Below are 14,234 nucleotides of genomic sequence, written 5' to 3'. Positions count from 1 at the left end.
CGTGGGTCCCCGGTCCGGCTCCGGCCGCCCGACGCGGGCGGAGCGCCTCGGCTACGTGGCGCCTGCCGCGGTGATCCGTCCGGCGATGCGCGCGCTCGTGCGGCAGCAGTGGGAGCACACGGAGCGCCTGCCGCGCGACGGCGCGATCCTGGCCGTGAACCACATCTCCGAGATCGACCCGCTCTCGGTGGCCCACATGGTCTACAACCAGGGGCTGCTGCCCACGATCATGGCCAAGACCGAGCTCTGGAAGGTGCCCGTGCTCCGGCAGGCCCTGCAGGCCACCCGCATGATCCCCGTGGAGCGCACCCGCGACGGCGGCCGCTCGCTCGAGGCGGCCCGGCAGGCCCTCGCCTCGGGCCGGGTGATCGTCGTCTACCCCGAGGGCACGGTGACGCGCGACCCCGAGGGGTGGCCCATGACCGCCCGCACCGGCGCGGCGCGCCTGGCGCTGCAGACGGGCGCCCCGCTGGTCCCGGTGGGTCAGTGGGGCATCCAGGAGCTCCTGCCGTACCCGAGCCGCTCCCTCCGGCCGTTCCCGCGCAGGACCGCGCGGATGCGGGTCGGTCACCCGGTGGACCTGTCCGACCTGCGCGACCGACCCCTGACGGCCGCCGTGCTGCGCACCGGCACCGACCGCATGATGGACGCCATCACGCAGCTGGTCGCCGAGCTGCGCGGCGAGCCCGCCCCGGACGGCCGCTGGGATCCGCGCACGGGGCGGCGGCAGGACGCGTCGTCATGAGCGACCCGCGCACCGTGGCGGTCCTCGGGGCCGGCAGCTGGGGCACCGCCTTCGCGCGCGTGGTGGCCACGGCCACCGGCAACGTGCAGGACCGGGCCCGCGAGGTCGTCGTCTGGTCCCGCCGCCCGGAGGTGGCGGAGGCGATCAACGGCGACCACGCGAACCCGCAGTACCTGCCGGGGATCTCGCTGCCGGAGAGCCTGCGGGCCGTGACCGACGCCCGTGAGGCCGTGGCCGGCGCCGGCGTCGTCGTGGTGGCCCTGCCCGCCCAGCACGCCCGTGCCGCCCTGCGCTCGATCGCGGACGCGGTGGCCCCGGACGCGATCGTGGTGTCCCTGATGAAGGGCCTCGAGCGCGGCACCGACGCGCGCCCGTCCCAGGTGTGCACCGAGGAGCTCGGGCTCAGCCCGGACCGCTTCGCCGTGGTCTCCGGGCCCAACCTCGCCCTCGAGATCGCGCGCGGCGAGCCCACCGCCACGGTGGTGGCCTCGGCATCCGCGGCCACCGCGGAGCGCGTGGCCGCGCTCGTGGCCGGCCGCACGTTCCGCCCCTACACCAACACGGACGTGGTGGGCGTGGAGATCGGCGGCATCGTGAAGAACGTGATCGCCCTGGCCGTGGGCATCTGCGACGGGCAGGGCCTCGGGGACAACTCGAAGGCCTCCGTCATCACGCGCGGGCTCGCCGAGACCACCCGCCTGGCCGTGGCCCTGGGCGCGGAGCCGGCCACGCTCGCGGGACTGGCGGGCCTCGGCGACCTCGTGGCCACGTGCGCCTCGCCGCTGTCCCGCAACCGCTCCGCCGGACGCCTCATGGGCACCGGCCTGTCGGCGGACGAGGCGGTGGCCGCCATGAGCCAGACCGCCGAGGGCATCAAGTCCGTGTCCGCCGTCGTGCACGTCGCCCGGGCCCACGGCGTCGAGATGCCCATCAGCGAGGCCATGGACCGCCTCGTGGCCGGAGAGCTGGACGTGCACCGTCTGGCCGGCCTGCTCCTGGCCCGTGACCTGAAGTCGGAAGGACGACACGCATGACCCGGACCATCCCCACCGCCGCGGGCCGCCGGCCCCGCGTGCTGCTGCTGTTCGGCGGGCGCTCGAGCGAGCACCCCATCAGCTGCATCACGGCCGCGGGCGTGCTGCACGCCGCCGACCCCGAGCGCTGGGACGTGGTGCCCGTCGGCGTCGCCCCCTCCGGGCTGTGGTCCCACGGCGAGGTGGACGCGGCCGCGTTCGCCCTCGACGGCGGCGAGCTCCCCGCCGTGCCCGAGCCGGAGCGCCCGGTGTCGCTGCGCGCCCGTCCGGACGGCGCGGTCGAGCTCGTGGGCGGGGACGGGGAGGACCTGGGCGCGGTGGACGTCGTGTTCCCGCTCCTGCACGGCCCGTGGGGCGAGGACGGCACGCTGCAGGGCATGTTCGAGACCCTCGGCCTGCCGTACGTGGGGTGCGGGGTGCTCTCCTCCGCCGTCGGCATGGACAAGCACTTCATGAAGGTCGCGTTCGAGGCCGCCGGCCTCGAGGTGGGCCCGTGGGAGACCGTCACCGACCGCCAGTGGCGGCGCGACCCCGAGGCGGCCCTCGCCCGCGCGGGCGCCCTCGCGTACCCGCTGTTCGTCAAGCCCGCCCGCGGCGGCTCCTCCTTCGGCATCACCAAGGTGGAGTCCCCCGAGGACCTGCGCGCCGCGGTCGAGGAGGCCCGCCGCTTCGACCCGAAGGTCGTGGTGGAGGCCGGCATCCTCGGCCGGGAGATCGAGTGCGCCGTGCTGGACGGCCGCGCCGGGGACGCCCCGCGGGCGTCCCTGCCCGGGGAGATCGTGGTGAAGGGGGCCGACGCCGGCCACCAGTTCTACGACTTCGAGGCCAAGTACCAGGACCGGGAGGCCGCCCAGCTCTCCTGCCCGGCGGAGCTGCCGGAGGAGGAGATCGAGCGCCTGCGCTCCCTCGCGGTGCGCGCGTTCGAGGCGGTGGACGGCGCGGGCCTGGGCCGCTGCGACTTCTTCTTCACGCCGGACGGGCGCTGGGTGGTCAACGAGATCAACACCATGCCGGGGTTCACCCCCATCAGCATGTACCCGGCCATGTGGGAGCGGACCGGGATCGCCTACCCCGAGCTGATCACCGAGCTGCTCGAGCTCGCCCTCGAGCGGGGCGTCGGCCTGCACTGAGCCGGCGCCCCGGCCCGCGGGCCTCAGCCCACGGGCGTCGCGTCGGCGAGGCTGACGCAGCCGCGCTCAGCGGGGATCTGCTCCACGGCCGAGCCGAGCGCCGTCATCACGGTGTCGGAGCTCGTCCCGGTCTTGGTGAACAGCACCTCGACGGCGGGGTCGCGGCCGTAGGTGGTCAGGCGCCAGTTCTCCGCCTCGTCCCGCACCACCCAGTCCACCCCCTCCACGGACACGCACCGGTCCGTGGTGGGCCCCGGCACCGGCACGCCGCACCGGAGCACGACGGCGGCCGGCTCGCCCCACGCGGCCGTGGCCTGGCTGTCCGTGGCGCGCAGGGCGTGGTCGCCGATCGCGTCCGGCATCGCCACCATGGCGGGCGCACAGGCCGGGTCCGCGGCGTGCGGGGCGGCCTCCACCGTCACGGTGCCCGCACCGCAGGCGGTCAGGAGGACGGCGGCGGCGCCCAAGAGCGTGGCGACCGGGCCGCGCCGGGCCGGGGGAGGGGAGGCGGGGGAGTGCATCGTCCCAGGATAGGCGGGCCCCGCGGCGGCTAGCATGGGCGGGACCCCGTCGGCCCGTGCGCCGCGTCCCCGTCCCAGGAGTCATGCCCATGTCCCGTGCCGCCGCCCGCGCGCACCGCCCCCGCCGTCGTCGACGCCCCGTCCTGGTGGTGCTCGCCGTGCTGCTGGCCCTCCTGCTGGCCCTGGCCGTGGCCGCGGCCGTGTGGATCATGGGCCTGGGCCGCTCCGTGGACCAGGGCGTGCAGCGGTTCGACCAGAACGCGTTCCCCGAGGAGAGCCTCCGTCCGGCCGAGCCGGGCGCGGCCGCCGGCGGCGCCTCCTCCGGGACCGGCGGCGCCTCCTCCGGGACCGGTGCCGCCGGCTCGGACGGCACGGCCTCCGAGGGCACCGGCGACGGAGCGGGCGGCGATGCCGGCTCGGAGGGCGCCGGCGCAGCCGGAGCCGGCCGCGGGTCCGTCTTCTCGCCCACCGCCCCGCCGCCCGGCCCGGTGCCGGCGGGCGTGGACCCGCAGGCCGCCCTCGCCGGACCGCAGGCGCCCGCCGCGGACGAGGTCGTGGACGGCGAGGCGGTGGACTTCCTCCTCGTCGGTGAGGACTCCGGCACCGAGGGCCGTGACCCCTCGGGCCGCTCGGACGCCCTCATGTGGGTGCACGTGCCGGGGGACCGGCAGGACGTGCAGGTCATGTCCATCATGCGCGACACCTGGGTGCCGATCCCCGGCCACGGGGACGCGAAGGTCAACGCCGCCTACCAGTACGGGGGCATCCCGCTGACCGTGGCCACCGTGGAGAACATGTTCCAGGCGCGCGTGGACCACGTGGTGGCGGTGGACATGGCCGGCTTCCAGGGCCTCGTGGACGCACTCGGCGGGGTCACCGTGGACAACCCGGTGGCGTTCACCGCGAGCAACGGCCAGGAGTTCCCGCAGGGGGCCGTGGAGATGGACGGCGCCGACGCGCTCGTCTACGCCCGCGAGCGCTACAACCTGCCCCGCAGCGACTTCGACCGCGTGGAGAACCAGCAGCGCCTCGTGAAGGCGATCGTGGCCAAGGCGCTCTCCCTCGACACCCTCTCCAGCCCGGCCCGGGTCCAGGAGTCGGTGGAGCGCTTCTCCCCGTACCTGACCTTCGACGACTCCCTCGGCTCCGCTGACCTGGCCGCCCTGGCCTGGTCCCTGCGGGACGTGCGCGGCGGGGACATCCGCACGTCCACGGCCCCGACGGCCGGCGTCGGCGACACCCCGGACGGGCAGGACGTCGTGTGGCCCGACTGGGCCGGCATCGCCGAGGTCGGCCGCCAGATCCGCACCGGTCAGGGGGGCGGGGGACGGTGAGCCCCGCCGGGGGCGCCGTCGTGCGCTGGCTGGCCCGCGCCGAGGCCCTCCTGGGGGCCGCGGCGCCGCGTCTGGACGCCCTCAACCTGTTCCCCGTCCCCGACGCGGACACGGGCACCAACATGCACGCCACCCTGCTGGCGGCCCTGCGGGCCGTGGAGGCGGAGGCTCCCGGGGCCGACCTGGCGGAGACCGTGGCCCGCGCGGGCACCGCGGCCCTCGACGCCGCCCGCGGCAACTCGGGGACCCTGCTCGCGGTGGCGCTCACGGGCGCCGCCGAGCCGCTGCGCGGAGTCACGCAGGCCCACCCGGCGGCCCTCGCGCGGGCGATGCGTGGCGCCGATCGGGCCGCCCGGGCCGCCCTGTCCGATCCGCGCGAGGGCACCATCCTCTCCGTGCTCTCCGCCGCAGCCGACTCGCTCGAGGCGAGCGCGGCCGCCCCGGCGCGGGAGCCGGACCCGGCCGAGCGGCTGTCCGCGGCCGTCACCGCCATGGTGGGCGACGCCCGTCGTGCCGTCGAGGAGACGGAGAGCCGCCTGGCGCCGCTGACGCGGGCGCGCGTGGTGGACGCCGGCGCCGTGGGCGCCCTGTGGGTCCTGGAGGCGCTGCGCGCCGAGGTCGTGGGCGGGGGAGCGGACCTGGACGTCGCCGCCGCCCTGCACGGCTACGCGGACGGGCCGGGCGATGCGGACGCGGCGGCCCCGGCGCCGGCGTCGGAGCCCGGGGGCGCCGCCGTGGAGGTGATGTGCACCCTGGAGCTCGCGCCGCTGCAGGCGGCACTGCTCCGCCAGCGGCTCGAGGAGGTGGGCGACTCCGTGATCCTCGCGCCGGTGACGCGCACGGCGGACGACGCCGGGCGGCTGCCGTGGCGCGTGCACGTGCACGTGCGCCGGGCCGAGGACGCCCTCGACGTGCTGCACGCCGACGCGGAGCCGCGCGGGGTCACCGTGGCCGACCTCCGCGCGGGCCACGCCCACCCGGAGCGGTCCGCCGCGGAGCCCTCCTGCGGCGAGGGGCCCGGCTCCCCGGAGCGCCATGCCGGCTGAGTCGGTCCTGGACACCCCGCTGGAGGAGGTGCTCTCCGGGCGGCTGCCGGCGCGGCTGGCCGCGGAGCTGTCCCTGACCACGGTGGGGGAGCTGCTGGACCACACCCCGCGCCGGTGGGTGGAGCGCGGCGAGCTCACCCCGATCGCCGCGCTGCCGGTGGACGCCGAGGTCACGGTGGTGGCCCGCGTGGAGTCGGTGGGCACGCGCCGCATGCGCAGTCGCGCCGGGTTCATCGTGGACGTCACCGTGGCGGACCCCTCGGTCGAGGGGGTGGCGGGGGCGAGCCTGTCCATGGCGTTCTTCAACGGCCACGACGCGAAGCGCCGCCTGGCCCCCGGGGTCACCGCGATGTTCCAGGGGCGCACCACGCTCTACCGCGGTGCGGTCACCCTGAACAACCCGGACTTCGCCCTGCTGGACGACGACGTCGCCCCCGGCGAGGTCGACGTGCGTCCCGTGCCGCTCTACCGGGCCACGGGGAAGCTGCCCAGCTGGACGGTGCGCTCCGCCGCCGCGCGCGTCCTCGAGGACGTGGACCTCGACGCGGTGCCGGAGCTGCTGACCCCGTCGATCCGGGAGCGCGCCGCGGACGTCCTAGACCTGCCGGCGCCGCTGCCCTCCACCGCGGACGCCTACCGGTCCCTGCACGCCCCGGAGGACCTCGCGCAGACCGGACCGGCACGCACCGCCCTCGCCCTGCGCGAGGCCCTCGTGGCCCAGGCGGCCCTGGCCTGGCGCCGCGCCCGGGAGCGGGAGCGGGCCGCCGTCGCCCGCCCGCGCCTGGCCGGCGGGCTGCTGGACGCGCTGGACGCCCGTCTGCCGTTCGCGCTCACCCCCGGTCAGGTGGCGGTGGGCGAGGAGCTCGCCGCGGAGCTCGCCGGCACCGCACCCATGAGCCGGCTGCTGCAGGGGGACGTGGGCGCGGGCAAGACCCTCGTGGCGCTGCGGGCCATGCTCCAGGCCGTGGACGCCGGCGGCCAGGCGGCGCTCGTGGCGCCCACCGAGGTGCTCGCCGCCCAGCACCACCGGGCGCTGCTGGCGCTGCTGGGCCCGCTCGCGCGGGACGCCGGGATCCTGTCCTCCGCGGCCGGGGAGGGGCCGGCGGTGGACGTGGTCCTGGTGACCGGCTCCCAGCGCACGCCCGCGCGTCGGGAGGCGCTGCTGAAGCTGGCCTCCGGGCAGGCTGGGATCGCCGTCGGGACCCACGCATTGCTCTCGGAGAAGGTCGCCTTCGCCGACCTGGCCCTGGCCGTGGTGGACGAGCAGCACCGGTTCGGCGTGGACCAGCGCGAGGCGCTGCGCCGGGCCAACCCCGGCACGCACCTGCTGGTCATGTCCGCCACCCCCATCCCACGGTCGGTGGCGATGACCGTGTTCGGGGACCTGGACCTCTCCGTCCTCGAGGGCCTGCCCTCCGGCCGCCAGCCCGTGGCCACGCACGTGGCCCGCATGGCCCACGGGCCGCGCGTGATCGCCCGCGTGTGGGAGGTGATCGCCGAGCACGTGGCCGCCGGGCACCAGGCGTTCGTGGTGTGCCCGCGCATCGACCCCGACGACGCCGACCCCGGCCACGCCAACGTCGAGGAGATGGCGCCCCGCCTGCGCGCGCTGCCCGGCCTGGCGGGCCTGCGGATCGGCACGGTCCACGGGCGCATGGACCAGGCCGAGCAGGACGCCGCGATGCGCGCCTTCGCCGCCGGGGAACTGGACGTCCTCGTGGCCACCACCGTGGTGGAGGTCGGCGTGGACGTGCCCAACGCCACGGTCATGGCCGTGCTGGATGCGGACGACTTCGGCCTGTCCACGCTGCACCAGCTGCGCGGGCGCGTGGGCCGCGGCCCCGGCGCGGCGATCTGCCTGCTGGCCACCCGCCTGCCGGACGAGCACCCCTCCCTGCGGCGGCTCGAGGTCCTCGAGGCCACGCAGGACGGGATGCGGATCGCCCAGGCCGACCTCGCCCAGCGTGGGGTGGGCGACGTCCTCGGCGCCGCCCAGTCGGGGCTGGCCTCGGGCCTGACGCACGTGGACGTGCTCGCCGACGCGCCCCTGATCGCCCTGGCGGCCGACGTCGTCGCGGACGTCATGGCCGCCGGCGACGGGCTCTCGGCCCACCCGGCCCTCGCCGCTGAGGTGACCCGCTGGGAGGCCGAGCACCTGACCGCCGCCGACTACCTCGAGAAGGGCTGAGCCATGTCCCGGATCATCGCCGGCGCCGCCGCCGGCCGCCCCCTGCGCTCGGTGCCCGGCACGGGCACCCGGCCGACCACGGACCGCACCAAGGAGGCGCTGTTCTCCTGGCTCGAGGCGCGCGACTGGCTCGACGGCACCTGCGTGCTGGACCTCTACGCCGGGTCCGGGGCGCTCGGCTGCGAGGCCGCCAGCCGCGGCGCCGCCCACGTCGTCCTCGTGGAGCGGGCCCGGCGCGCCGTGGAGGCGTGCCGGGCCAACGCCGACGCGCTCAACCGCGTGCTCGGGGCGCGCGTGGTGGAGGTCCGCGCATCGACCGTGGAGCAGGCGCTCGCGGCCGGCGGCGAGCCGGTGGACCTGATCCTCGCGGACCCGCCGTATCCGGAGTCCGGGCCGGCCTTCGAGGCGGTGCTGGCGGCCGCCGCGGCGCAGCTGGCCCCGGGGGGCCTGATGGTGCTCGAGCGCTCCGCGCGGGACGCGGCCCCCCGGCGCCCGGCCGGGCTGGAGGAGGTGGACGTGCGCGTCTACGGGGAGACCGCCCTGCACCTGTGGCAGGACGAGCGCTGAGGCCCCCGCCGTCCGGTGCCGGGCGGGGCGCCGATGGGCGGGGCGGCGCTCAGCGGCCGCTCAGCCGGCCGGCGTGGGCGGCCAGGCGCTCCACGGCGCGGTCGATCTCGGCGGGGGACTTGCAGAAGGCCAGCCGCAGCCACGAGCGCAGGTGCCCGCCGTCGGGGCGGCACAGCGCCGAGACGGGGATGCCCGCCACGCCCGCCTCACGCGGCCAGTCCCGCGCGGCCTGCGCGGCGTCCGCCACGCCCCAGGGGGCCAGGTCCACCACCGTGAAGTAGCCCGCGGCCGGGACCACGGGGGCCAGGCCCACCTCGCGCAGCCCCGCCACGAGAGAGTCCCGGGCGGCCCGGTACCGCTCCCGCTGGTCCGCCAGGTGCGGCTCGGCGTCGGGCAGGAAGGCGGCCACGGCCTGCTGGTAGGCGGGGCCGGAGGAGTAGGTCAGGAACTGCTTGACCCCGCGGACCGCGGCCACCAGGTCCGCCGGGCCCGTCAGCCAGCCCACCTTCCAGCCGGTCACCGCGAAGGACTTGCCCGCGCTCGAGGCCGTCAGGGCGATGTCCTCGGCCCCGGCCACGGAGCGCAGGGTGACGTGCTCTCCGTCGTAGACCAGATGCTCGTAGACCTCGTCCGAGAGCATCAGGACGCCCCGGGCGGCACATGCGGCCACGATCTCCTCGAGCAGGGCCCGGGGGTAGACCGCGCCGGAGGGATTGTGGGGCGTGTTCAGGATCAGCAGGCGGGTGCGGTCCGTCAGGGCCGCGGCCACCTCCGCGGGGTCCGGCAGGAAGTCGGGGGCGTGCACGGGCACCGTGACGTGCCGCGCGCCGGCCAGCGCGATCGCGGCGGCGTGGGAGTCGTAGAACGGCTCCACGGTCACCACCTCGTCCCCGGGGGAGACCAGCGCCAGCACGACGGCGGCGATCGCCTCGGTGGCGCCCGTGGTGGCGAGCACCTGGGTGGCCGGGTCCTCGCGCACCCCGTGGCGGCGTGCGCGGTCGGACGCCACGGCCTCGCGCAGGTCGGCCCGCCCGGAGCCGGGGGCGTACTGGTTGGGCCCGGCCAGGACGGCGTCCGCGGCGAGGGACAGGAGCGCGGCGGGCCCGTCGGCGTCGGGGAACCCCTGGCCCAGGTTCACGGCGTCGTGACGGAGCGCCCGCGCCGTCGTCTCCTCGAAGACCGTGGGCGTCGGCTCGCCGTCCCGCAGCAGGCCGGCGGCGGCCGAGGCCGCCCGCCACGGGCCTGCGAGGCGGGTGTCGGGGGCGCGGAGGGCGGGTGCGGGGGTGGCGGCGTCCATGGGCGCACTGTAGCCACTGCGGGCCCGCCGCCCCACGGTCCCGTCGCCTCCGACGGGGCGTGCTCGGACGGTGGCGGGGGCTGGGGGTGGGATAGTGTCTGTCCCATGCGCCGTGCCGTGTGTCCCGGTTCCTTCGACCCCCTCCACAAGGGTCACGTGGAGGTGATCGTCCGTGCCGCGAACCTGTTCGACGAGGTGATCGTGGCGGTCTCCGACAACCCCGCCAAGCGGTACCGGTTCAGCACCGAGCGGCGCCTGGAGCTGATCCGCGCCACCGTCTCCGGCCTGGCGGGCGTGCGCGCGCAGGCCATGGGCCCGGGCCTGCTCGCCGAGTTCTGCCGCGAGGTGGGCGCCGGCGCCATCGTCAAGGGGCTGCGGAACGGCCCGGACCTCGAGTTCGAGACGCCGATGGCGGCGATGAACCGCCACCTCACCGGCGTGGAGACCGTGTTCCTGCCGGCGGACGCCCGCTACGTCCACCTGTCCTCCTCCCTGATCAAGGAGGTCAACGGCCTCGGCGGCGACGTCTCCGCTCTGGTGCCCACCGCCGTGCTCTCCGCCTTGAGTGAGACCGGCTCCGGCCACCACAGACCGTGACCGCGGCCCGCCCCGCCGTCCCCTCGACCCGCCTCTACGACCACCCCATCCCCATCCCCAGGAGCACCACCCGATGAGCGAGCAGACCCCGCGCCCCCGCACCCGCAAGGCGGTCATCCCCGCCGCCGGCCTCGGCACCCGTTTCCTGCCGGCCACCAAGGCCATGCCCAAGGAGATGCTGCCGGTGGTGGATCGGCCGGCCATCGAGTACGTCGTCTCCGAGGCGATCGACGCCGGCCTCTCCGACGTCCTCATGATCACCGGCCGCAACAAGCGGGCCCTCGAGGACCACTTCGACCGGCACCCCGGTCTGGAGCGGACGCTCGAGGCCAAGGGGGACACGCGGCGCATCGAGGCCATCCGGGCGTCCGACCTGGTGGGCCACCTGCACTACGTCCGTCAGGGCGAGGCCCTGGGCCTGGGCCACGCCGTGGGCTGCGGCCGCCGCCACGTGGGCGACGAGCCCTTCGCGGTCCTGCTGGGCGACGACCTGATCGGCGCCCAGGAGAGCCTGCTGTCCGACATGATCGACGTCCAGCAGCGCCTGGGCGGCTCCGTGGTGGCCCTCATGGAGGTGCCGGAGGAGTCGGTGTCCGCGTACGGCGTGGCCGCCGTGGAGCCCGTCGAGGGCGAGGACGCGTCCGTGGTCCGGGTGACGGGCCTCGTGGAGAAGCCGGCCCGCGAGGACGCCCCGTCCCGGCTGGCCGTGATCGGCCGGTACGTCCTGGCGCCGCAGGTCTTCGACGTCCTCGACCGGACCGCCCCGGGCCGCGGCGGCGAGATCCAGCTGACGGACGCCCTGCAGACCCTCGCCGCCGGCGAGAGCGAGGGGTACGGCGTGCACGCCGTGGTCTTCGACGGCCGCCGGTACGACACGGGCGACAAGCTCGGCTACCTGCAGGCCGTCATGGAGCTCGGGGTGGAGCACCCCGAGCTCGGCTCGGACCTGCGCGCCTGGGTCAAGGACTTCGCGGCCAGGCTCTGAGGCGACGCGCGGTCCCGCCGCCCGCATTGGACAGCGCGCCGCGACCCGGTAGGATGGGCCGTCGGTCCCGCCGTGCGGACACGCGTGCCCGCCGCCGACCGACCGTCCCGCTCGGGACGACCACCCCCGCCCGCCCGACGACGAGGAGCCGTGATGGACACGACCGTGCCCCGTGACCGGACCTCCGGATGGGTGCTCTCCGTGCGCGACCTCGCGCGCGGCGCGGGGCTCCAGCGCGAGCTGACCCTGCGGCTGCCCTCACCGGCGGCCGTGTCCCTGCCCATGCTGGGCATCCCCGAGGGCGACCCCGTGGACCTCGAGCTGCGCCTCGAGGCCGTCCACGAGGGCGTGCTCGTCACGGGCACCGCGCACGCGGACCTGACGGGCGAGTGCAGCCGGTGCCTGCTGCCGCTGCACGAGGGGATCACCGTGGACCTGCAGGAGCTGTACCTCGCCGCGCCGCCCGCCGAGGGCGCCGACGAGCAGCCGCTCGTGGAGCACGAGACCGTGGACCTGGAACCCGTGTTCCGGGACGCCGTGGTGACCGCCCTGCCGTTCCGGCCGCTGTGCCGGCCGGACTGCGAGGGGCTGTGCGCCGACTGCGGCATCCGGCTCGAGGACGCGCCCCCCGGGCACGGCCACGAGCGGGTGGATCCGCGCTGGGCCGCCCTGGCCGCCCTCGCGGGCACCCCAGAGACCTCCAACACCGAGACAGAAGAGAGATAACCGTGGCAGTCCCGAAGCGGAAGATGTCCCGTTCCAACACCCGTTCCCGCCGCTCCCAGTGGAAGGCGGAGGCTCCCGCCCTCGTCAAGACCGTGGAGAACGGCCGCGTGTCCTACCGCATGCCGCACCAGGCGGAGCTGAAGACCGACGCCGCCGGCACCCCCCTGTTCTTCGAGTACAAGGGCCGCAAGGTCGCCGACGCCTGAGATGGCGTCCTCCCAGAGCCGGCGGGCTCCGGCCTCGCCGGAGCCCGCCGAGCTGTTCGAGCGTCTCGGGGTGCACATCGCCCCCGAGACGCTCGAGCGCGCTCTGACGCACCGCTCCTACGCCTACGAGCACGGGGGCCTGCCCACCAACGAGCGCCTCGAGTTCCTCGGGGACTCGGTCCTGGGCTTCGTGGTGACCGACCACCTCTTCTCCGTGCACCCGGACCTCAGCGAGGGCGACCTCGCCCGTCGGCGCGCCGCCGTCGTGTCCACCCGTGCCCTGGCGAAGGTCGCCCGCCGCATCGGCGTCGGCCGCTTCGTGCGCCTGGGCGCCGGTGAGACCCGCAGCGGCGGCGCGGACAAGGACTCGATCCTGGCGGACACCCTCGAGGCCCTGATCGGCGCGGTGTACCGCGACCACGGGTCCGTCGCCGCGGCCGCGCTGATCCACCGGCACGTCGTGCCGCTGCTGGACGAGCCGGACCTGATGCGGGAGAGCACCGACTGGAAGACCGTGGTGGCCGAGGCCGCCGCGCGGCACGGCCTGGGTGAGGTGCGGTACGTGATCGAGGGCCGCGGCCCCGCCCACGACCCCCGCTTCCAGGCGACCCTCACGGTGGGGGGCCGCACGTACGGCTCCGCCGTGTCCAGCTCGAAGAAGCAGGCCGAGCGGGACGCCGCCGCCGAGGGCTGGCCCGCCCTCGAGGCCACGCTGCCCGTGCGGCGGGGCTGAGCCGCCGTGCCCGAGCTGCCCGAGGCCGAGGTGGTCCGCCGCGGCATGGCCCGCTGGGCCGCCGGGGCGACCGCCGGCGAGCTCGAGGTCCTGGATCCGCGCTCGGTGCGCCGCAGCCCCGGCGGCGCCGAGGCCCTGCGCGAGCGGCTGGCCGGCGCGGAGCTCGCCGAACCCGCGCGGCGTGGCAAGTTCCTGTGGCTGCCGCTGGCCGGGGGCGAGGACGCCGTGGTGGTGCACCTGGGCATGTCCGGGCAGGTGCGGGTGGACGAGCCCGGCGCGCCCGACCAGCGTCACCTGCGCCTGCGGCTGCCCGTGCGCTCCGTGGACGGCTCGGACCACGAGCTGCGGTTCGTGGACCAGCGGATCTTCGGCGGCTGGTGGCTGGACCCCGTGGTCCAGGACCCGGCGTCGGGGGACGCGGTCCCCGCCTCGGCGGCGCACATCGCCCTGGACCCGCTGCACCCGCTCTTCGACGCCGACGAGGTCCACCGCCGCCTGGTGCGGCGCCGCTCCACCCTCAAGCGGGCGCTGCTCGACCAGACCCTGGTCTCCGGGATCGGCAACATCTACGCCGACGAGGCGCTGTGGGCCGCGCGCCTGCACCCGGAGCGGCCCACCGAGCGCATGGCCCGCCCCCAGACCCGCGCCGTGCTCGGCGCCGTCCAGGACGTGATGCGCCGCGCGCTGGCGGTGGGCGGGACCAGCTTCGACGCGCTCTACGTCAACGTGGACGGGCGCTCCGGGTACTTCGCCCGCTCGCTCGAGGCCTACGGCCGGACCGGCCGAGCGTGCCGGCGGTGCGCGGATCAGGGCCGGGACGGCGTGATCGTCCGGGAGCCGTTCATGAACCGGGCCTCCCACCTGTGCCCGCGGTGCCAGCCCCGCCCGCGCCGCTCGCCGCGCGTCGCGGAGGACTGACCGGCGCGTCCCACCGATCGGCACCCCCGGCCGAGCCGCGCGCGCCCGCGCCGGTCCCTACACTGGCAGGAACCGACCGACCAGGAGTTCCGATTGACCCAGCCCCCGCCCCCGTCGTGGATCCCTCCGGAGCGCCCTGCGGCGCCCGGTCCCGTCGGGGGGCCGCAGCCCGCCCCCGGTGCCCCCCGCGAACGCCGGGCGGCCCGT

General features: G+C 76.6%; 15 protein-coding genes. 13 read left to right on the top strand and 2 right to left on the bottom strand.

The window, feature by feature from the left end; all coding sequences use genetic code 11:
- Position 1 precedes the first annotated feature (1 nt).
- From MA879_RS04010 to MA879_RS04000, 3 genes are read left to right on the top strand one after another with little or no spacing between them, the layout of a single operon-like run.
- Entirely contained in the window at positions 2 to 745 is a 744-nt protein-coding gene (locus MA879_RS04010) for a lysophospholipid acyltransferase family protein (RefSeq protein ID WP_248123705.1), read from the top strand.
- Entirely contained in the window at positions 742 to 1,779 is a 1,038-nt protein-coding gene (locus tag MA879_RS04005) for an NAD(P)H-dependent glycerol-3-phosphate dehydrogenase (protein ID WP_248123704.1), read from the top strand. Before MA879_RS04010 ends, MA879_RS04005 begins: the two co-directional genes overlap by 4 nt.
- Positions 1,776 to 2,909, top strand: a complete 1,134-nt coding sequence (locus tag MA879_RS04000) for a D-alanine--D-alanine ligase family protein (RefSeq protein WP_135028117.1) — start codon at positions 1,776 to 1,778, stop codon at positions 2,907 to 2,909. Before MA879_RS04005 ends, MA879_RS04000 begins: the two co-directional genes overlap by 4 nt.
- A gap of 23 nt (positions 2,910 to 2,932) precedes the next feature.
- Here MA879_RS04000 and MA879_RS03995 read toward each other — a convergent pair whose 3' ends face one another.
- Positions 2,933 to 3,430 (bottom strand): DUF3515 family protein, encoded by a 498-nt coding sequence (locus MA879_RS03995; RefSeq protein WP_248123703.1) that lies wholly within the window; start codon positions 3,428 to 3,430, stop codon positions 2,933 to 2,935.
- Between the two features lie 89 nt (positions 3,431 to 3,519).
- Here MA879_RS03995 and MA879_RS03990 point away from each other — a divergent pair, with 89 nt between their 5' ends.
- From MA879_RS03990 to rsmD, 4 genes are read left to right on the top strand one after another with little or no spacing between them, the layout of a single operon-like run.
- Positions 3,520 to 4,764, top strand: a complete 1,245-nt coding sequence (locus tag MA879_RS03990; RefSeq protein WP_248123702.1) for an LCP family protein — start codon at positions 3,520 to 3,522, stop codon at positions 4,762 to 4,764.
- Positions 4,761 to 5,810: a DAK2 domain-containing protein gene (locus tag MA879_RS03985; protein WP_248123701.1), complete on the top strand. Its 1,050-nt coding sequence runs from the start codon at positions 4,761 to 4,763 to the stop codon at positions 5,808 to 5,810. Before MA879_RS03990 ends, MA879_RS03985 begins: the two co-directional genes overlap by 4 nt.
- Entirely contained in the window at positions 5,800 to 7,998 is a 2,199-nt protein-coding gene (locus MA879_RS03980) for an ATP-dependent DNA helicase RecG (RefSeq protein WP_248123700.1), read from the top strand. Before MA879_RS03985 ends, MA879_RS03980 begins: the two co-directional genes overlap by 11 nt.
- Positions 7,999 to 8,001: 3 nt before the next feature.
- Positions 8,002 to 8,565 carry a 16S rRNA (guanine(966)-N(2))-methyltransferase RsmD gene (gene rsmD / locus MA879_RS03975; RefSeq protein WP_248123698.1) on the top strand — a complete coding sequence of 188 codons (564 nt, stop codon included), beginning with the start codon at positions 8,002 to 8,004 and terminating at the stop codon, positions 8,563 to 8,565.
- 49 nt (positions 8,566 to 8,614) lie between these two features.
- Here rsmD and MA879_RS03970 read toward each other — a convergent pair whose 3' ends face one another.
- Entirely contained in the window at positions 8,615 to 9,862 is a 1,248-nt protein-coding gene (locus tag MA879_RS03970; protein ID WP_248123696.1) for an aminotransferase class I/II-fold pyridoxal phosphate-dependent enzyme, read from the bottom strand.
- Between the two features lie 105 nt (positions 9,863 to 9,967).
- On the opposite strand from MA879_RS03970, the gene coaD reads away from it, so the two are divergent.
- The 6 genes from coaD (at position 9,968) to mutM (ending at position 14,027) form a co-directional block, all read left to right on the top strand.
- On the top strand, positions 9,968 to 10,459 hold the full coding sequence (gene coaD, locus MA879_RS03965; protein ID WP_248123694.1) for a pantetheine-phosphate adenylyltransferase: 492 nt from the start codon (positions 9,968 to 9,970) through the stop codon (positions 10,457 to 10,459).
- A gap of 73 nt (positions 10,460 to 10,532) precedes the next feature.
- Entirely contained in the window at positions 10,533 to 11,444 is a 912-nt protein-coding gene (gene galU, locus MA879_RS03960) for a UTP--glucose-1-phosphate uridylyltransferase GalU (protein ID WP_248123692.1), read from the top strand.
- Positions 11,445 to 11,597: 153 nt separating this feature from the next.
- Positions 11,598 to 12,170: a YceD family protein gene (locus tag MA879_RS03955; RefSeq protein WP_248123690.1), complete on the top strand. Its 573-nt coding sequence runs from the start codon at positions 11,598 to 11,600 to the stop codon at positions 12,168 to 12,170.
- Between the two features lie 2 nt (positions 12,171 to 12,172).
- Positions 12,173 to 12,376, top strand: a complete 204-nt coding sequence (rpmF, locus tag MA879_RS03950; RefSeq protein WP_135028097.1) for a 50S ribosomal protein L32 — start codon at positions 12,173 to 12,175, stop codon at positions 12,374 to 12,376.
- A 1-nt stretch (position 12,377) separates the two neighbouring features.
- Positions 12,378 to 13,109, top strand: a complete 732-nt coding sequence (rnc, locus tag MA879_RS03945) for a ribonuclease III (protein WP_248123688.1) — start codon at positions 12,378 to 12,380, stop codon at positions 13,107 to 13,109.
- 6 nt (positions 13,110 to 13,115) lie between these two features.
- Positions 13,116 to 14,027: a bifunctional DNA-formamidopyrimidine glycosylase/DNA-(apurinic or apyrimidinic site) lyase gene (gene mutM, locus MA879_RS03940; RefSeq protein ID WP_248123686.1), complete on the top strand. Its 912-nt coding sequence runs from the start codon at positions 13,116 to 13,118 to the stop codon at positions 14,025 to 14,027.
- Positions 14,028 to 14,234 lie beyond the last annotated feature (207 nt).

This window comes from Micrococcus lacusdianchii (assembly GCF_023155805.1).
GTDB lineage: Bacteria > Actinomycetota > Actinomycetes > Actinomycetales > Micrococcaceae > Micrococcus > Micrococcus lacusdianchii.
The sequence above is the reverse complement of the archived record's forward strand: the minus strand, read 5'-3'. Positions and strand labels throughout refer to the sequence as shown.